This is a genomic window from Mycobacterium sp. 23, from assembly GCF_048287075.1.
Lineage (GTDB): Bacteria > Actinomycetota > Actinomycetes > Mycobacteriales > Mycobacteriaceae > Mycobacterium > Mycobacterium gordonae_B.
The window spans coordinates 4,700,743-4,718,554 of sequence record NZ_JBLVUX010000005.1; the positions used below are offsets into that span (position 1 = coordinate 4,700,743).

The following is a 17,812-nucleotide window of genomic DNA, read 5'->3' on the forward strand; positions in this document are numbered from 1 at the left end:
ATGAATTGAGCAAAACCCGGAAAGGTCGGCCCGGGATCATCTAGTTTCTGTTGTGTTTGGCGGTTTCGGGGCCGCCACCGAAGGGACTGGGTACCGATGAATTTTGCGTTCCTGCCGCCGGAAATCAATTCGTTGCGAATGTTTATCGGTGCCGGCGCTGCGCCGATGTTGCAGGCCGCGACCGCCTGGGACGGGTTAGCCGATCAGTTGGGATCGGCGGCGACGTCGTTCTCATCAGTGACATCGGGACTCGCCGAATGCGCCTGGCAGGGGCCGGCCTCAGCGGCGATGGCTACCGCCGCCAGACCTTACGCGGGTTTTCTGAGCGCTGCCTCCGTCCAGGCCACGAAAGCGGCCGCTCAGGCCAAGACCGTGGTAGCCGCCTTCGAGGCTGCCCGTGCTGCGATGGTCCATCCGCTTGCAATAGCGGCCAACCGCAGCGCTTTTGTGCAACTGGTGCGCTCCAACTGGCTCGGGCTCAACGCGCCCGCAATCGCGGCTGCCGAGGGCGTCTATGAGGAGATGTGGGCCGCGGACGTGGCGGCGATGTTCGGCTATCACTCCGGGGCGTCCCTGGCGGCCGCCGCGTTGTCGCCTCTCGAGCAATTGGAGCAGACGTTGCAGACGTTGCCCAACCTGGGGCTCGGGAATGTCGGCCACGGAAACCTGGGCAGCGGCAACACCGGTGATGGCAACGTCGGCAGCGCGAACCGCGGCAATTTCAACTTCGGTAGTGGCAACGGCACATTTTTCGGCACCGAGACCAGCAACAGCAACTTCGGCAGCGGCAACTGGGGTAGTAACAATATCGGCAGCGGAAACTTCGGCAGTGGCAACATCGGCTTCGGTAACGGTTCCTTCGCCGGCGAAAAAGGCAACGCCAACTTCGGAAACGGAAACTACGGCAGCAACAACGTCGGAAGTGGCAACACCGGGAGCTCCAACAACGGCTTCGGTAATACGGGCAATGCCAATGTCGGAAACGGCAACAGCGGTAACGGTAACGTAGGCAGCGGGAATACCGGCAACAACAATTGGGGCTTCGGTAACAGCGGATCCGGCAACAGGGGATTCGGGAACACCGGCAACAACAACTTCGGCATCGGTCTGACCGGTGACAACCAGGTCGGCATCGGCGGCTTGAACTCGGGCATCGGCAATATCGGTCTCTTCAACTCCGGGAACGGCAACATCGGTTTCTTCAATTCCGGCAACGGGAATGTCGGAATCGGTAACTCGAGCAGTGGCAACGTAGGGTTCGGCAACTCGGGTGCCGACGGAGGCTTCCTTCCCGGCGGTCACAACACTGGCTTCTGGAATTCCGGTTCCCTCAATACAGGATTCGGTAATGCGGGTCAGCTGAACACCGGCGGCGGGAACGCAGGATTAGCTAATTTTGGTTATGGCAACGCGGGTGAACTGAACGCCGGCAGTTTCAATGCAGGCATCCTGAACACCGGCAATTTCAATGGCGGCGGATACAACACCGGCGACTTCAACTCGGGCGTATTCAACACCGGTTGGGCCAACTCGGGCATGACCAATACCGGAGTTTTCAATGCGGGCGACCTCAACACGGGCGTGGGAATGATCGGCACCGGCCCGGGTCCGAACTCGGGCTTCGGCAACACCGCGTCGGGCAGTTCCGGCTTCTTCAACTCGGGCAATGGGACCTCCGGCATTCAGAACGCAGGCGACAACGTCACCGGCTATCTGAATGCGCAGACCGCGCAGGCCTCGGCGGGTATCGGTAACCGCGGCCCGAACGTCGCCGGTATCCGCAACGCGGGTGAGTTGGTGACGGGAATCTTCAACGCGGGCCTGAGAGGTTCGGGTTTCTTCAACACGGGGGACTTCCAGTCCGGCTTCTTCCACTAGCGCAATGCCGGCCGCGTCGACGTTTGCCGTCGGGCAGAGTCAGTGAGGCCACGCCGCGGCGTAAAATAGACCGCAAGGGTTGGGGAACTCTAGCGATAGAGATTTCTCGTGGGGCGGATCATGAAGATGAAGAAGCTGGCAGCCGGTTTCGCGATAGCTGCCGCGTTCTCCGTAGTTGCCGTTAATCCTCTCGGCATTCCGATCGTCGGTCTCGACACGCCGCTCGCCAGCGCCAAGCCCGGCGGCGGCGGAGGAGGCGGCGGAGGCGGCGGAGGCGGCGGTGGCGGCGGCCCCGGTGGCGGCGGCCCCGGAGGTGGCGGTGGTCCCGGTGGCGGTGGCGGTCCTGCGCCGCAGGCCGGTGGCGGACCGGCGCCGCACGGCGGTGGCGGCCCCGGTGGCGGCGGACCCGGTGGTGGTGGTCCCGGTGGCGGTGGCGGCCCTGCGCCGCAGGCCGGTGGTGGGCCGGCGCCACACGGTGCTGGTCCCGGTGGGGGTGGTCCCGGTGGAGGTGGCCCCGGTGGTGGCGGCCCAGCGCCGCAGACCGGTGGTAGCGGACCGGCCCCGCGCGGCGGTGGACCTGCGACTGCACCCGGTCAGGGCGGAGGCCCCCGCGGACCGCAAGGACAAAACCCCGGACCGGCGGCCACGCAGTTGCGTGGCGGTTTGGGCGTACCCGGCGCAGGCCCAAATGTGGGTTTCAGCGGCGGCTCGCGCGGTCCAGGCGGCGAGTTCCGAGGGGCGTTCCGCGGAACAGGCGCACCGGCGGCCGACTTCCGTGGCGCTTTCCGTGGCCCGGGCGGCCCGCGCGCAGACTTCCGGGGCGGATTGCGACTGAACGGCATGGCCCCCGGAAACTTCCGGGCAGCCTTCCGTGGTCTGGCCGCGCCACCCTTTGCCCGGTGGTGGGGTCCGCGCGGAGACCTGGGCATCAACCTGCGAGGACTTAACTGGCCGCGCGGGAACCTGAACTGGCGTCTCGGCTGGCGCGGCGGCCCGGCGTGGCACTTCCGCGGCGACTTCAGGGGTCCTGGCGCCCCGATCGGGGACCTGCTCTGGAACGTCGCCTTCCGGAGCCCGGGCCTGCATCTATTGCCGCCACCTTGGCACGGTGGTCCTGCGCCGTGGGGTCTGGGACGCGCGCCATGGGGTTGGGGCCCGCCACCGCCGCCTCCGCGCGGTTGGGGTGCGCCCCTTCGGGATGCGCTGCTCCCGTTCGGGGGCTGGGACCCTGGCCACCTCCGGCAGGCTGGGTGGCACCGACGCTGAATTACCTGGGCTACTCGGTGCTGCCGCTGTGGGATCCCTATTACCAGCAATGGGGTTTCTGGCTATATGGGGTGTGGGTTCCGCTCCAGCCCTACTGACCCCGGTTCTACCAGCCGATTCCGATTTGCTGGCAGGTGGATAACACCCCGCCGTACGCCACGATGCTGTCGGTCCACGCAGCCTCGTCGTACTGAGTGCCCGCGCCGGGGCGCACGCTGGCGACGAACAACTGCATGTCATCGATGTAGCGCTGGAGCGCGCGCGTGGTCAGGCGCGGGGGGTTGTCATGCGCGTCGAGGGCCTGTTGGGTGCGGCGCGCCCAGTCCCGGGTGTCGGTGACGAACTTCGGCAGAGCGGCGTCCCGTTCCGGCGAACCGGCCTCACCCGTAGCCAGAAACGCGTTACTGCGGTCGTCGTTCTCCTTCATCAAGGGTCCGATCGCCTGGCACAACGCCTTATCGGCGTCGGCTACCGGCATTTTCGGCGCACTTGCCGCCGGCGCGGGCGCGGAATCGGTCAGCAGCGCGATCAGGGACATCACCAGCGCGGCCACTGCCAGCAGGATTGCCAGCCCCACGCCCAATGTCATCAACGAAGGGCGGCGACGCTGCGAGGGTTCGAGAGCGAAATCGGGTGCCGCCGTCTCGCGCGGCAATGGATCGGTCTGCGGACCAGTTGGAACAGGGCCGCCCATTCGACGACCGCCACGGAACTCCCCACCGCGCGTATTCATGTGAATCCAGCTTAGTCGGGTCGTTTTCTGCCCGTGTTCGTCGCTCCGCGGCACGCGTAGCCTCGAAGACATCGGATGTGATTACGACCGTATTGAAGGAGCGATCCGATGACCGTGAGCAAAGGTCTTCTGGCCGGTGGTCTGCTGAGTGTCGCCGCGGCTGCCTTGATCACTGTGCCTGTGGCCAGCGCCGATCCTGGCCAGCAGTGCAACACTACGTTCGGTCAGACGGCGTCCGAACAGATCCAGGGCTACCTGGACCGCCATCCCGACGTGAAGGCCACGCTTCAGGCCCAGGCTGGGTCGGGCACAGATGTGATCGACTACCTCAACCGGCACCCGAACCAGCGCCAACTCTTAATCACACTGGCCAACGAGTGCACCTCCTAACGTGATCAGGCTTCGTCGCCGGGCGTCGCGTGCGACACGCGCAAATGTTCGCGGTTGACTCAAAATAGGAACACGTTCTAGCGTCAGTTACGTGTTTTCTGATCCGCTCAACGAAGCGATCGCGGAAGCTGAGCAACTCGTGGCCGCCGCCCCGCATATCGAAACCGAAGCCGACCTATTCGAAGGCCTGCAATACCTGGCCGGCTGCATGGCCGGCTGTATGCATCTGGCCTTCGACTACGAGCGCGACCATCCCTTCCTGCAGTCTGGAACCGGGCCGTTCACCAAGATGGGACTGGACAACCCGGACACGCTGTACTTCGGAACCCGGGTGCACGCCGACCGCGACTACGTGGTTCGCGGTGTCCGCGGCACCACCACCGACCTGAGTTTCCAACTGCTCGGGGGCGAATACACCGACGACAACGTGCCCGCCAGCCAAGCCGCGTTCGACGACCGGGAACTCGACATCGCACCCGACGGCAGCTTCGAGTGGCGGTTACGGCCAACCAGCGCAGGGCAACTCGTCATGCGCGAGGTCTACGGTGACTGGTCGGCGACCCGTGGCACGTTGACCATCGAGCGGTTGGACACCGCGGGCACCGCGCCGCCGCCGCTGACTCGGGAACTGATCGAAAAGCGTTATGCCACAGCGGGTAAGCAGCTGGTCAACCGGGTGAAGACGTGGCTGCAGTTCCCGCAGTGGTTCTATCTCAAGATCCCCGTCAACACGATGGTGCCGCCGCGGCTGACCCCAGGCGGGCTGGCGACCCAGTACTCGTCGGTCGGTCACTTCGACCTGCAACCGAACCAGGCCCTGGTGATCACGGTTCCGGTCAGTGACGCCCCGTACCTCGGCTTCCAGCTGGGCAGCATGTGGTACATCTCGCTGGACTACATCAACCACCAGACGTCGCTGAACAACACTCAGGCACAAGCGGATCCGGACGGGAAGGTCCGGATCGTGGTCAGCGACCAGAATCCCGGTGTGACCAACTGGGTTGAGACGCTCGGCCATCGTCGCGGGTTCCTGCAGTTCCGGTGGCAGCGGGTGTCCCGGGAGCTCACCGAGGCGGACGGCCCGACGGTGGAATTGGTCGACGTCGACGCGGTACCGGCTTCGTTGCCGTACTTCGAGCACAACAAGATTTCCGAGGACGACTGGCGGGCGCGTATCGCACTGCGCCAGTTGCAGATTGCGGCAAGGATGCTGGGATGACCGATTTGCTGGACGGCAAGGTGGTGGTGATCAGCGGCGTCGGTCCGGGCCTGGGCACCACATTGGCGCGGCGGTGTGCGCTCGAAGGGGCCGACCTGGTGCTGGCGGCGCGCAGCGCCGACCGGTTGGACGACGTCGCCAAGCAGGTCGTCGACCTGGGCCGAAAGGCGGTCGCGGTGCCCACCGACATCACCGACGACGACCAGGTGAGCAACCTGGTGGACGCTTCCCTGGAGGCGTACGGCAAGGTCGACGTGCTGGTCAACAACGCGTTCCGGGTCCCGTCGATGAAGCCGTTGGCCGGCACCACCTTTCAGCACATCCGGGACGCGATCGAACTCAGTGCCCTGGGGGCGTTGCGGCTTATTCAGGGCTTCACGCCGGCGCTGGCGGCGTCGAAGGGCTCCGTGGTCAACGTCAACTCCATGGTGATCAGGCACTCGCAGGCCAAATACGGCGCGTACAAGATGGCCAAGTCTGCGTTGTTGTCCATGTCGCAGTCGCTGGCGACCGAGCTCGGTGAGCAGGGTATCCGCGTCAATTCCGTTGCACCGGGCTATATCTGGGGTGACACTTTGCAGGGTTACTTCAACCATCAGGCCGGTAAATACGGCACCACCGCCGACCAGATCTATCAGGCCACCGCCGCGAACTCGGATCTGAAGCGGCTCCCCACCGAAGACGAGGTGGCATCGGCGATCCTTTTCATGGCCAGCGACCTGTCCAGCGGCATCACCGGGCAGACGCTGGACGTCAACTGCGGGGAGTACCACACCTGATGGAGCGCACCGACGTAGGCACCGTCGACGACCTGCATGCATCGGCGACCAAACTGACCGGGCTGGACGACTTCGGCGCCGATGACGACAACTACCGTGAAGCGCTGAGCGTGCTGCTGGACGCATACAAGCGCGAAGCGAGCCTGACGGCGTTGGGCAGCAAGATGAATCGGTTCTTCCTGCGCGGCGCGCTGGTGGCCAGGCTGCTCTCCGAATCGGCGTGGAAGCAGTATCCCGACTACGCCGGCGTGGCCATCGAGCGGCCGATCTTCGTGACCGGGCTGCCGCGTACCGGAACGACGGTCCTGCACCGGCTGCTGGGCGCCGACCCGGCCCACCAGGGACTGCACCTGTGGCTGGCCGAATTCCCGCAGCCGCGTCCGCCCCGGGATACCTGGGACTCGAATCCCTGGTACAGCCAGCTCAATGCGCAGTTCACTAAGGCCCATGCGGAGAACCCGGAATACACCGGCCTGCATTTTATGGCGGCATACGAGCTCGAGGAGTGCTGGCAGCTACTGCGTCAGTCACTGCACTCGGTGTCCTACGAGACGCTGGCCCACATCCCCAGCTACGCCCAGTGGCTGGCCAAACAGGATTGGACCCCGTCATACCAGCGACACCGCCGCAACCTCCAACTGATTGGGTTGAACGACACCGACAAGCGTTGGGTGCTCAAGAATCCCAGCCACCTGTTCGCGCTCGACGCGCTGATGGCGACCTATCCCGACGCCCTGGTGATTCAAACTCACCGGCCGGTGGAAACGATCATGGCGTCGATGTGCTCACTGGCACAGCACACCGCCGAGGACTGGTCGACGAACTTCACACCTGACCGGATCGGCGCGGACGCAATGGAAACCTGGTCGCGCGGTCTGGAGCGGTTCAACACCGTTCGTGCCAAGCATGATGCAGCCCAGTTCTGCGATGTGGACTACCACGATCTGATCGCCGACCCGTTGGGCACGGTTGCCTCGGTGTATCGCCATTTCGGGCTGACGCTGACGGACGAGGCGCGAAAGGCCATGGAGGACAGCCACGCCGAGAGTCAGACCGGTGCGCGGGCCCCCAAGCACAAGTACTCGCTGGCCGATTACGGGCTGACCGCCGAAGAGGTCAAGCAGCGCTTCGCGGGGCTGTGACCCGCGGGCTTCAACTACTCGGCCGTCTCCAGGATCCCTTCGGCCACCGCGTGTTCGATGCTGTCGGAGAGCCGGGGGCAGGACCGGGTGCGTGCGGTGTTCCCGCCGCAGGCCCTAACCTCTGCAAAGTGCGCACAACGCTGCGAAGCCTCGGTATTCCACTGCACCGCAGTGTGACCCGGACCCAACCAGCGCACCGACACGGTGACGTGGCAGAACCGGCAGTCCACCGGACGTAGCCCACCCGTCAGATAGCGCTCCCGGTCCGCACGGCTGGCCTCGGCCACAGCGGCGGCCCGCTGCGGATCATCGGCGAAATCCCGAGACTTGGACCACGAACCGGACCCTCCGTCGGAGGCGTGCGGCTCGTCGTGATCATGGTGATCACCGAGCAGCATCAACATCGACCTGGCGAGCCGATCGACGTCGGGAACCGCCGGCTTGTCGTCAGACATGACGGTCAGTGCTGTTCGGCCGGTACTTCGCCGGAAACCACGTCGTCGGAAACCGCTTCGGCCTCTTTGGCTTTCAGGTTCTCGGCGACCTCGGCGTTCCAGAACTCGTTGGCGCGGGCGGTGTCGACCTCCATCTCGAAGCGCTCCACCATCTCCGGGGTGACGTCGGCGACATCCACGTAGAACTGCTGATACCAGCGGCGCATCTGGTAGACGGCCCCGTCCTCTTCGACCAGCAACGGGTTGTCGATACGGGTCTTGTGCTTCCAGATCTCGACGTCCTGCATGAACCCCTTGCTGACGCCTTCGGTGAAGACGCGGGACAGCTTGTCGCTCATCTTCTCGTCCAGGCCCTTGGGCTTTTCGACGATCACACCCCACTGCAGCACGAAGGAATCCTGCGTCACCGGGTAGTGGCAGTTGATCAGGATCGACTCGGACTTGTAGCCGCTGTAGCTGTTGTGCAGCCAGTTGATCATGAATGACGGCCCGAAATAGGACGCCTCCGAGTCCAATTCCGCTTCACCGTACGAGGTGCCCAGGTCGTTGACGTCGGGACGGCCCACGTTGTGCAGGTACTGCGATGCGATGTGGCCCTCGAACACGTTCTTGAAGTACGTCGGCAACCCGAAATGGATGTAGAAGAAGTGCGCCATGTCGGTGACGTTGTCGATGATGTCGCGGCAATTGGATCCCTCGATGAGGATCCGGTTCCAGCGCCAGTTCGTCCAGTCGTCGCTGTGGGCTTCCGGAATCTCGGGGATCCGGACCGCGGGGTCCGGCGGATTGCCCTCGTGGTCGTGCCAGACGAACAGCAACCCGCCGCGGACGTCGGTTGTCCACGCCCGGGTGCGGGCGGTCTTGGGGGTGCGCTTGGCGTAGGGCACCAGCTTGCAGCGGCCGTCACCGCCCCACCGCCAGTCATGGAAGGGGCACGCGACCTCGTCGCCCTTGATGGTGCCTTCGGACAGGTCGCCGCCCATGTGGCGGCAGTAGCCGTCCAGAATCTTGATGTCGCCGCTGGAGTCGGCGAAGACGACCAGCTTGGTGCCGAACGCCTGAACGGAGTGCGGTTTGCCGTCACGGAAGTCCTCGGCCACGCCCAGGCAGTGCCAGCCCCGGGCATATCTGGTCGGCAACGCGCCCGCATCGATCTCCCGGACACCTTCCCGACCGACAACGCCACTTGTGTCGGTACTCACCTGTCACCTCCAGCTCGCGGGTACTAACTAGAACACGTTACAGTTTTGGGGCGGGGGAGCGCAACGACGGCGAGTCCTGCCACGGCATATGCACGTTGGGGTATATGTAATCAATGCCGCTGTTCTCTTTCGAAGGCCGTTCGCCGAAGGTCGATCCGACCGCGTTCGTGGCCCCTACCGCGACTCTGATCGGCGACGTCACCGTCGAGGCGGGGGCGTCGGTCTGGTACAACGCCGTGCTGCGCGGCGACTACGCGCCTGTGGTGATCCGTGAGGGCGCCAACGTGCAGGACGGGTCGGTATTGCACGCGCCGCCGGGCATCCCGGTGGACGTCGGTCCTGGGGCCACGGTTGCTCATCTGTGCGTGATCCACGGGGCGCACATCGGGTCCGAGGCGTTGATCGCCAATCACGCGACGGTGCTGGATGGCGCCGTGATCGGCGCGCGCTGCATGGTTGCGGCTGGTGCGCTGGTGGTGGGTGGCACCCAGATTCCGGCCGGAATGCTGGTCACCGGTGCGCCCGCGAAGGTGAAGGGGCCGATCGAGGGCACCGGCGCCGAGATGTGGGTCAACGTCAACCCGCAGACCTATCGGGACCTGGCGCAGCGGCATATCGCGGGTGTGGAACCGGTCGAGGCTCCCCCGGCCGCGTCAGACTAGGCGTGGTGAGCTGACGGCGCTGATCAGCGCATCGGGGTCGGTCACGCTGACGTACAACGTCCTGAGCTTGATGGGCACTCCCATGACGCGTGCGCGCGCCCGCGGATCGATGGTCAACTCCACAATCCCTGTCGAGGACCCGTTGACCAGCCAGCGGCCCCGGAAGCCGTGGGCGCCCCAGGACAACACCCGCTCGTGGTTGGGTTTGGCGTCCACGATGGATGACAGTGGAACGGCGGCGTCGAATCCCCAGCCGAACTTGACGCGTAGGGTCCCGTCCTGGATCCGCACCTGGCTGCGCTTCGGCCCCAGCCCAAGCGGGACCGACAGCGGGAGAAACCAACGGTCATAGCGCAATTCGAGAGTCATGCCGCGAATTCTAGGCGCGCCCAGAATAAAAAAAATCTATATTTTCCGCACCCTGGCGACGGCGCGTTCCATCTCCCAGTACGCGCGCAGTGCCACCATCTGGCCGTCGTCGTTGGCCCTGTACGTGAAAACGCCTTCGGCAGTGGTCTGGTAGTCGCCGGTGGTGATCAGAATGTGCCCGACGTTGGCTTCCTCGTTGCCGCACTGGTAGGTGTCGCGGAAGAAGAACTCGATCTTCGTGGTGGGCGCGATGGCCTTGTCCCAGAACGCCGATATCGCTTCAAGGCCTCGGTGCCCCCGGCCCGCAGGGTCGAAAGCCGATGGGCCGATGGGATCTTCGACGATGGCATCGTCGGCGAAGACGGCCAGCCACGCGTCCTTGTCGCGGGCGGCCACCGCCTCGCGGGAGCGTCGGCCGGCCTCGTGCGCCGGGTTCGTCACCTGTCCTGCCAGCCGGAGTGGATGTAGGTGTCGGCGAAGCGCTTCATCGAGTCCTGCTTCTTGTCCAGCGGCGCGTCGAACGCCAGTCCGTCGAACACCCACGGAATCGTGATGTAGTCGGTCACCCCGATCTCGGCCAGCTCTCGATGGCCGTCAACGCCGAACTTGTCCATACAGACGGCCTGGTATTCGAAAGGGTCGTCCGCGCGGCCGTTTTCGGCCAGCAACGCCTTGAGCTTCTTGATGGTCTCGTCCAGTTCCGCATGGGTCATCATCGCGCTGGTCCAGCCGTCGCTGACCCGGGCGGCCCGCTTGAGGGCGACGTCGGTGTGGCCGCCGACATAGAACGGCACCGGCTCGCTGGGGGCGGGGCTCATCTGCAGGCGGTCGAAATCGTAGAACTCGCCATGGAATTCGACCATCCCGCCGGCCAACACCAGCTTGATCACTTCGATCATCTCGTCGACGCGCTTGCCGCGACGAGCGTACGGCACCCCGCACCACTCGAATTCCTCCGGTGCCCAGCCGATTCCCACGCCGAAGCCGAAGCGGTTGTTGGTCAGGTTAGCCACCGAGCCCACCTGCCGGGCCAGCAGTAGCGGGTTGCGGGAACCCAGCTTCAGCACATTGGTGTAGAACCGCAGCTTGGAGGTGACCGCACCCAACGTGCCCGCCAGGATGAGCGGATCAACCCAGGGGGAGTGCTCGTCGAACATCCGTTTGCCGTCAGCGGTGTAGGGATAGTCGACGGACTGCTGCTCGAAGTAGAAGATCGAATCCGGTAGCGCGATGGAGTCGAACCCGACTTCCTCCGCGGTCTTGGCGAGTTCGGTCAGCTGGTCGATCGGGCTGAACGCGATGCTGAGCGTGTACTTCATTTCGCGGTTTCCCCGGCTTCTCGCTGCCGACGACCCACATCGAGTAATACTGCGAACCGCCGCCGTACGCGTGGCCCAATGCTTTCCGGGCGTTTGGCACCTGATGGTCGCCGCCCTTGCCCATCACCTGGATGGCGGCTTCGGCGAACCGGATCAGTCCGGACGCGCCGATCGGGTTGGAAGACAGCACGCCGCCCGACGGGTTGACCGGGATGCGTCCACCGATGGCGGTCTCGCCGGCTTCGGTCAGCTTCCAGCCCTCGCCTTCGGGTGCAAAACCGAGACTTTCCAACCACATCGGCTCGAACCAGGAGAACGGCACGTAGATCTCGGCGGCGTCGATCTCGTCGATGGGGCTGGTGATTCCGGCCGCCTTCCACAGTGCGGCGGCCGCGTCGCGGCTGGCCTGCGGGCTGACCTGGTCGCGGCCGGAGAACTGCAGCGGCTCGGTGCGCAAGGCGGTGGCGTGGATCCACGCCACGGGGCGCCCCTCAGCCACCTTGGCGTCGGCCGTTTCCTCGTTGCCGATGACGACGGCGGCGGCGCCGTCTGAGGACGGGCACGTTTCGTCGTAACGGATCGGGTCCCACAGCATGGGCGACTCCATCACCTTTTCCAGGGTGATGTCGGGCTGGTGCAGGTGGGCCAGCGGGTTGCGTACCCCGTTGAGCCGGTCCTTTACCGCGACCATGGCACCGATGTTGAGCGGCGCTCCGGAGCGGCGGATGTAGGACCGGACGTGCGGGGCGAAATACCCACCGGCGCCGGCACCCACCGGCTTGATGAACGGGATCGGGATCGAAAGTGCCCACATGGCATTGGATTCCGACTGCTTCTCCCAGGCCATCGCCAGCACCCGGCGGTACTTGCCGGACTGCACCAGGCTGGCCGCCACCACGCCGGTGGAGCCACCCACCGAACCCGCGGTGTGCACCCGGATCAGTGGCTTGCCGGTCGCGCCCATGGCGTCGGCCATGAACAGCTCCGGCATCATGACGCCCTCGAAGAAGTCGGGCGCCTTACCGACGACGACGGCGTCGATGTCCTCGAAGGTGCAGCCGGAGTCTTCCAGTGCCCGGTCGATGGCCTCGCGGACCATGCCGTTCATCGAAACGTCTTTGCGCTTCGCGACATATTTCGTCTGCCCGGTGCCGAGTACCGCGGCAAGGTGCGCTCCTGCGCCGGCCATCAGTTCTGTCCTTCCATGACCGCGACCAAATTCTGTTGCAGCGCAGGGCCACTGGTGGCGTGCGCGAGGACCCGCTGTGCCGATCCGTTCCAGATATGTTGTGCCGCCAGGCCGATGCGTTCCAGTCCGGCGACGAACATCGGGTTGGCCGCCAGCGCGCCGCCGGACGGGTTGACCTTCGTCTTGTCGGTCAAGCCGATGGCCTCGGCGAGGATCAGGTGCTGGTGGGTGAACGGCGCATGGATTTCGGCGACGTCCACGGCGGCGTCGCCGTTCGTGGCGGCTTTCGCTGATACCGCGGTGGACGGCGAGGCGGTGAGGTCGCGGGCGCCGAGCACCGGGGTTTCGATGCGGTGCTCGATTCCCGTTATCCAGGCCGGGTTTTCGCGCAGCTCCCGGGCTTTGTCCCCGGCTGCCAGCACGATGGCCGCGGCACCGTCGGTGATCGGCGCGATGTCGTGGCGGCGCAGTGGATCGTTGAAGAACGGGCGGGACAGCAGTTCGTCGATGCTCTTCGCGGGCTTCTCGGAATCGTTGCGCTCGGATTGCGCGAACGAGTCCAGCGCGACCTGAGCCATCTGTTCGGGCGTCCACTTACCGGAGTCCAGGCCGATGCGGGCCTGCAACCCTGCCATCGACACCGAGTCGGGCCACAGCGGCGCAACGGTGTAGGGGTCGGTCTGGCGGGTCAGGATCTGGCGCAGAATGCCCGCCGATGACTTGCCGAAGCCATATACCAGCGCCGTCTCGACCTCGCCGGTGAGGATCTTGATGTAGGCCTCGTACAGTGCCCAGGCGGCGTCCATCTCGACGTGCGACTCGTTGATCGGCGGTACGGCACCGATCGAGTCGATCGCCGAGATGAACGAAAATGCCCGTCCGGCAAGATAATCCGACGACCCTGAGCACCAGAAGCCGATGTCGGACTTGTTGATGCCGAGATCCTGATACAGCTGCGCGAAGCACGGCATCAACATCTCGACGCCGTTGGTGGTGCCGTCGGTACGGCGGACATGCGGCGCGTGGGCGAAGCCGACCACCGCGACATTGCGATCACTCATGTGTAGCTGTGCCCTTTACAGGTGGTGCTTGTAGGTGTCGTATTCGGCGTCCGGTTCGCCGGTAGGCCGGAAGTATTCGATGTTGTCGATGCCGAATCCCCACTCCTCGCGGGGCTTCCAGACCGCCTCGACGCGCATGCCCATGCGCACTTCGTGCGCGTCGACGTCGGCGACCAGGTGCAGGAACGGAATATCGGCGCCGTCGAGCAACACGTAGGCCGCCACGTAGGGCGGCTTGATGCGCTGGCCCTGGAACGGGATGTTGATGATCGCGAACGTCGTCACCGTGCCCTTGTCCGGCAGTTCGACGAATTCGGTGGTTGGCAGGCCGGTGGCCGGGTCGGCGCCGTGCGGCGGGAAGTAGACCTTACCGGACTCACCTGTCTTGGCGCCCAACAGTTTTCCTTCGGCGATCGCCCTCAGATAGGCGCTCTCCTCGTGGGACGCGGTGTGCTGAATTGTCAGCGAGACGGGCGTGACGATCATGGTGACCGGGTCCAATCCGGCCTGCGGTTGCGGAACGTCCTCGGCCTGGTCACCGGGGGCGAAGTAGGCGATGTCGGTGATGGCGCCGACGGTCTCGTCGGCCCAGTGCACGTGTACCCGGTCACCGGTCTTGACCGCGTCCGGCGAGCCCGCGTCGACCGCGTGAATCATCGGGGTGTCGGCGCCGTCGAGCTTGATCAGTGCCCACGCGAACGGGCGATCCAGCGGTTCGCCGCCGATCGGCGCGGGTTGCCAGGTCCAGGAGACCACGGTGCCGACGCTTTCCACCGGTACCATCTCGCCCAGCGGTTCGTAGGTGACCGGGTCGTACTCCGGCGGCGGCACGTGCACCCGGCCGTCGGAGCCGCGTACTCCCAGGACGCGGCGCTCACGCAGTGCGGTGAAAAACTTGCCGAGCGTGGGACCCACCGAACGGGTGTAGTCGAAGGCCAATGTCAACGGTGCGGAGAGGGGCGGCTCAGGGTGATCGATCAGGGCCGGGCCGCTTGAACTGGCTGTCACGCATTCGAGTAGAACAGGTTCTAAGAATGGTTTCAACTAGGTCCATTGGAAGGTCTTCGGGAGGCGCGCTATGAAGCTCGGGTTGCAACTGGGGTATTGGGGCGCTCAGCCGCCGGAGAACCACGCGGAGCTCGTCGCGGCCGCCGAGGAAGCCGGATTCGACGCCGTGTTCACCGCCGAGGCGTGGGGCTCGGACGCCTACACGCCGCTGGCCTGGTGGGGCCGGGAGACGCAGCGGGTGCGGCTGGGCACCTCGGTGGTGCAGTTGTCCGCGCGTACCCCGACCGCTTGCGCGATGGCCGCGCTGACGCTGGACCATCTGTCGGGCGGCCGGCACATCCTCGGCCTGGGTGTGTCCGGGCCGCAGGTGGTCGAGGGCTGGTACGGAGCCCGGTTTCCCAAGCCGCTGGCCCGCACCCGCGAGTACATCGACATCGTGCGCCAGGTCTGGGCCCGGGAGAAGCCGGTGACCAGCGACGGGCCGCACTACCCGTTGCCGCTGACCGGTGAGGGCACAACGGGTTTGGGTAAGCCGTTGAAGCCGATCACCCACCCCTTACGCGCCGATATCCCGATCATGCTGGGTGCGGAAGGCCCGAAGAACGTGGCGCTGGCGGCCGAGATCTGCGACGGCTGGTTGCCCATCTTCTATTCGCCGCGGATGGCGGACACCTACAACGAATGGTTGGACGAGGGATTCGCCCGGCCCGGTGCCCGCCGCAGCCGCGAGGACTTCGAGGTGTGCGCGACGGCGCAGGTGGTGGTGACCGAGGACCGCGCCGGGACTTTCGAGGCGGTCAAGCCGTACCTGGCGCTCTACATGGGCGGCATGGGCGCCGAGGACACCAACTTCCACGCCGACGTCTACCGCCGCATGGGCTACTCCGAGGTGGTCGACGAGGTGACCAAGTTGTTCCGGTCCAATCGCAAGGACGAGGCGGCCAAGGTCATTCCGGACGAGCTGGTCGACGACGCCATGATCGTCGGCGACATGGACTACGTGCGTAAGCAGATCGTGGCCTGGGAGGCGTCCGGCGTCACCATGATGGTGGTGGGTGCCCGAAGCGTTGAGCAGGTACGGGACCTCGCGGCACTGACCTGAGGCAGCGGCTTGCGGGGGCGTTAGAACACGTTCTAGATTGGCCGGATGGTCTCAGACGGCGCGTGCGTCGCCGAACGACATCTCTACGTTGGTGACCGACTGCGTCATCAGTGCTCGCTTGGGCAGCCCCAGGGTCGCCAATTCTTTGGCGTAGGGGTGGTCGCCGAGGCGGAGCTTCGCGCCGCCGAGCCGGGTCCGGACGCCGGTTGTCTGCATGGTCGAGGTGGTCTCGCGGGTCACGCCGTCCAGGCAGGAGTACGTCGTCAACGTCTGGGGCTTGGGCGCCGGGTGCGGCAGGCCGGGGCTGAACTCGATACCGGCGATGAGGTGCCCGTCGGCGCTGACGTCGAACGCGAACTTGCGCCCCTCGCGAACATTGAAGTCCGCCATGATCTTTGGGTAGCCCCAGATGGTGCGGCCGGCCTCGAGGGTGAATTCCTGGTCGACAGGCAGCTGGTGGATGAAGGTGGCGGCGTCGGCCATCGCGCGGATGCCTGTTGCGTGGGTACCCGGCTTGTTGACCAGGAACGCGGTGCCGTACTCGTGGTACTTGCCGAGGTCGCCGTCGATGTAGCGGACCAGCAGTTGCACCAGAATCGCCCGGCCGGGCAGGTATTGGAAGACTTCCAGGCCGCTGTAGTCGATCAGCCGTTGGGCGGCGTCGGCCTTGACCGAGAACATCGCGGAATGCTGGTCGGCTTTACGGATGACGACCGGCATGGTGAGAACGGTTCCGGCGATGGTGTGTTGCGAGACAGGCATGGGGCTTACTGTAATGGGCTCGAGGCAGAAAACTGGAGGCTGTAGATGACGTCAACGATTCCGGACACGATCCTCAACATCGATCTGGCCGACGGCAACTTCTATGCCGACGGCGTCGGGGCGCGGGAGGCGTACCGCTGGATGCGGACGAACCAGCCGGTGTTCCGGGACCGCAACGGATTGGCAGGCGCGACAACGTATCAGGCGATTCTGGACGCCGAGCGCAACCCGGAGCTGTTCTCCAGCACCGGCGGCATCCGCCCCGATCAGCCCGGTATGCCGTACATGATCGACATGGACGACCCCGCGCATCTGGTGCGGCGCAAGCTGGTGAATGCCGGCTTCACGCGTAAGCGGGTGAAGGACAAGGAGGCGTCGATTGCGGAGTTGTGCGACACCTTGATCGACGCGGTGTGTGAGCGCGGGGAGTGCGACTTCGTCCGCGACATCGCCGCGCCGCTGCCGATGGCGGTGATCGGCGACATGCTGGGCGTGCTGCCGTCCGAGCGGGGGATGTTGCTGAAGTGGTCGGACGACCTGGTGTGCGGGCTGTCGTCCCACATCGACCCGACCTCGGTGGAGTTCCAGACGGTGATGGAGGCGTTCGCCGGCTATACGGCGTTCACGATGGACCTGATCGGCAAGCGCCGTGCGGAGCCGACCGACGACCTGTATTCGATCCTGATCAACGCCGAGGTCGAGGGTCAGCGGATGTCGGACGAAGAGATTGTGATGGAGACGCTGCTGATTCTGATCGGCGGTGACGAGACCACCCGGCACACGTTGAGCGGGGGGACCGAGCAACTGGTGCGTAACCAGGACCAGTTCTCGGATCTGGTGGGCGACCCCGGGTTGCTACCTGGTGCCATCGAGGAGATGCTGCGCTGGACTTCACCGGTGAAGAACATGTGCCGAACTCTGACCGCGGACACCGATTTTCATGGCACGTCGTTGAGCGCCGGAGAGAAGATCATGCTGTTGTTCGAGGCGGCGAACTTCGACGAGTCGGTATTCGATCAACCGGAGAAGTTCGACATCCGGCGAAACCCGAACAGTCATTTGGCTTTTGGGTTCGGCACGCATTTCTGTATGGGTAACCAGCTGGCCCGTCTGGAGTTGTCGTTGATGACGTCGCGGGTGCTGCAGCGGTTGCCTGACCTGCGGTTGGCCGACGAGTCCGCGTTGCCGTTGCGGCCGGCGAACTTCGTGTCCGGCCTCGAGTCGATGCCGGTGGTGTTCACGCCGAGCGCGCCGGTGCTGGGGTAGGCGTTTTTGC

General features: G+C 65.2%; 18 protein-coding genes and 1 pseudogene. 9 read left to right on the forward strand and 10 right to left on the reverse strand.

From position 1 onward, the window contains the following. Positions 1–96 precede the first annotated feature (96 nt). Positions 97–1,878: a PPE family protein gene (locus tag ACNQS7_RS23065; protein ID WP_418014359.1), complete on the forward strand. Its 1,782-nt coding sequence runs from the start codon at positions 97–99 to the stop codon at positions 1,876–1,878. Positions 1,879–1,986: 108 nt separating this feature from the next. Next, the gene (locus tag ACNQS7_RS23070; RefSeq protein ID WP_418014360.1) at positions 1,987–3,144 is read left to right on the forward strand and encodes a hypothetical protein; all 1,158 of its coding nucleotides are present in this window, start codon (positions 1,987–1,989) and stop codon (positions 3,142–3,144) included. A 106-nt stretch (positions 3,145–3,250) separates the two neighbouring features. Here ACNQS7_RS23070 and ACNQS7_RS23075 read toward each other — a convergent pair whose 3' ends face one another. Then, the gene (locus ACNQS7_RS23075; protein ID WP_418014361.1) at positions 3,251–3,733 is read right to left on the reverse strand and encodes a hypothetical protein; all 483 of its coding nucleotides are present in this window, start codon (positions 3,731–3,733) and stop codon (positions 3,251–3,253) included. Between the two features lie 252 nt (positions 3,734–3,985). Here ACNQS7_RS23075 and ACNQS7_RS23080 point away from each other — a divergent pair, with 252 nt between their 5' ends. The 4 genes from ACNQS7_RS23080 (at position 3,986) to ACNQS7_RS23095 (ending at position 7,407) form a co-directional block, all read left to right on the forward strand. Further along, positions 3,986–4,267: a hypothetical protein gene (locus ACNQS7_RS23080; RefSeq protein ID WP_418014362.1), complete on the forward strand. Its 282-nt coding sequence runs from the start codon at positions 3,986–3,988 to the stop codon at positions 4,265–4,267. Between the two features lie 91 nt (positions 4,268–4,358). Further along, positions 4,359–5,486, forward strand: coding sequence for a hypothetical protein (locus ACNQS7_RS23085; RefSeq protein ID WP_418014363.1), 1,128 nt, complete (start codon positions 4,359–4,361; stop codon positions 5,484–5,486). After that, entirely contained in the window at positions 5,483–6,265 is a 783-nt protein-coding gene (locus ACNQS7_RS23090) for an SDR family oxidoreductase (RefSeq protein ID WP_310774507.1), read from the forward strand. Before ACNQS7_RS23085 ends, ACNQS7_RS23090 begins: the two co-directional genes overlap by 4 nt. After that, positions 6,265–7,407 carry a sulfotransferase family protein gene (locus tag ACNQS7_RS23095; RefSeq protein ID WP_418014364.1) on the forward strand — a complete coding sequence of 381 codons (1,143 nt, stop codon included), beginning with the start codon at positions 6,265–6,267 and terminating at the stop codon, positions 7,405–7,407. The genes ACNQS7_RS23090 and ACNQS7_RS23095 overlap by 1 nt, the downstream gene beginning before the upstream one ends. Before the next feature lie 14 nt (positions 7,408–7,421). Here the strand turns inward: ACNQS7_RS23095 and ACNQS7_RS23100 are convergent, their stop codons facing one another. Together ACNQS7_RS23100 and ACNQS7_RS23105 are read right to left on the reverse strand one after the other, a co-directional pair. Beyond that, positions 7,422–7,862 carry a hypothetical protein gene (locus ACNQS7_RS23100; protein ID WP_418014365.1) on the reverse strand — a complete coding sequence of 147 codons (441 nt, stop codon included), beginning with the start codon at positions 7,860–7,862 and terminating at the stop codon, positions 7,422–7,424. 5 nt (positions 7,863–7,867) lie between these two features. Further along, a complete protein-coding gene (locus tag ACNQS7_RS23105) occupies positions 7,868–9,064 on the reverse strand; it encodes a Rieske 2Fe-2S domain-containing protein (RefSeq protein ID WP_418014366.1) in 1,197 nt (398 codons plus the stop codon). Between the two features lie 113 nt (positions 9,065–9,177). Between ACNQS7_RS23105 and ACNQS7_RS23110 the strand changes: the two genes are divergently transcribed. Further along, positions 9,178–9,726 carry a gamma carbonic anhydrase family protein gene (locus tag ACNQS7_RS23110; protein ID WP_418014367.1) on the forward strand — a complete coding sequence of 183 codons (549 nt, stop codon included), beginning with the start codon at positions 9,178–9,180 and terminating at the stop codon, positions 9,724–9,726. On the opposite strand, the gene ACNQS7_RS23115 is transcribed toward ACNQS7_RS23110, so the two are convergent. The 6 genes and pseudogenes from ACNQS7_RS23115 to ACNQS7_RS23140 form a co-directional block, all read right to left on the reverse strand. Next, positions 9,718–10,095: a hypothetical protein gene (locus ACNQS7_RS23115; protein ID WP_418014368.1), complete on the reverse strand. Its 378-nt coding sequence runs from the start codon at positions 10,093–10,095 to the stop codon at positions 9,718–9,720. The two genes, ACNQS7_RS23110 and ACNQS7_RS23115, sit on opposite strands and share 9 nt — an antisense overlap. A gap of 36 nt (positions 10,096–10,131) precedes the next feature. Beyond that, positions 10,132–10,536 (reverse strand): nuclear transport factor 2 family protein, encoded by a 405-nt coding sequence (locus ACNQS7_RS23120; protein WP_418014369.1) that lies wholly within the window; start codon positions 10,534–10,536, stop codon positions 10,132–10,134. After that, positions 10,533–11,414: a TIGR03619 family F420-dependent LLM class oxidoreductase gene (locus tag ACNQS7_RS23125; protein ID WP_418014370.1), complete on the reverse strand. Its 882-nt coding sequence runs from the start codon at positions 11,412–11,414 to the stop codon at positions 10,533–10,535. Before ACNQS7_RS23125 ends, ACNQS7_RS23120 begins: the two co-directional genes overlap by 4 nt. Positions 11,415–11,427: 13 nt before the next feature. Further along, a pseudogene (locus ACNQS7_RS23130) lies at positions 11,428–12,603 on the reverse strand (thiolase domain-containing protein); the annotation flags it as partial. Continuing rightward, positions 12,603–13,664 carry a thiolase domain-containing protein gene (locus ACNQS7_RS23135; RefSeq protein ID WP_055582012.1) on the reverse strand — a complete coding sequence of 354 codons (1,062 nt, stop codon included), beginning with the start codon at positions 13,662–13,664 and terminating at the stop codon, positions 12,603–12,605. The pseudogene ACNQS7_RS23130 and the gene ACNQS7_RS23135, both read right to left, overlap by 1 nt. 15 nt (positions 13,665–13,679) lie before the next feature. After that, positions 13,680–14,672: a Zn-ribbon domain-containing OB-fold protein gene (locus ACNQS7_RS23140; protein ID WP_418014371.1), complete on the reverse strand. Its 993-nt coding sequence runs from the start codon at positions 14,670–14,672 to the stop codon at positions 13,680–13,682. 70 nt (positions 14,673–14,742) lie between these two features. Here ACNQS7_RS23140 and ACNQS7_RS23145 point away from each other — a divergent pair, with 70 nt between their 5' ends. Continuing rightward, positions 14,743–15,774 (forward strand): LLM class F420-dependent oxidoreductase, encoded by a 1,032-nt coding sequence (locus ACNQS7_RS23145; RefSeq protein WP_418014372.1) that lies wholly within the window; start codon positions 14,743–14,745, stop codon positions 15,772–15,774. A 51-nt stretch (positions 15,775–15,825) separates the two neighbouring features. On the opposite strand, the gene ACNQS7_RS23150 is transcribed toward ACNQS7_RS23145, so the two are convergent. Then, positions 15,826–16,536, reverse strand: coding sequence for an acetoacetate decarboxylase family protein (locus tag ACNQS7_RS23150; protein ID WP_418014373.1), 711 nt, complete (start codon positions 16,534–16,536; stop codon positions 15,826–15,828). Positions 16,537–16,581: 45 nt separating this feature from the next. Here ACNQS7_RS23150 and ACNQS7_RS23155 point away from each other — a divergent pair, with 45 nt between their 5' ends. Then, entirely contained in the window at positions 16,582–17,802 is a 1,221-nt protein-coding gene (locus tag ACNQS7_RS23155) for a cytochrome P450 (protein ID WP_418014374.1), read from the forward strand. Positions 17,803–17,812: the final 10 nt, after the last annotated feature.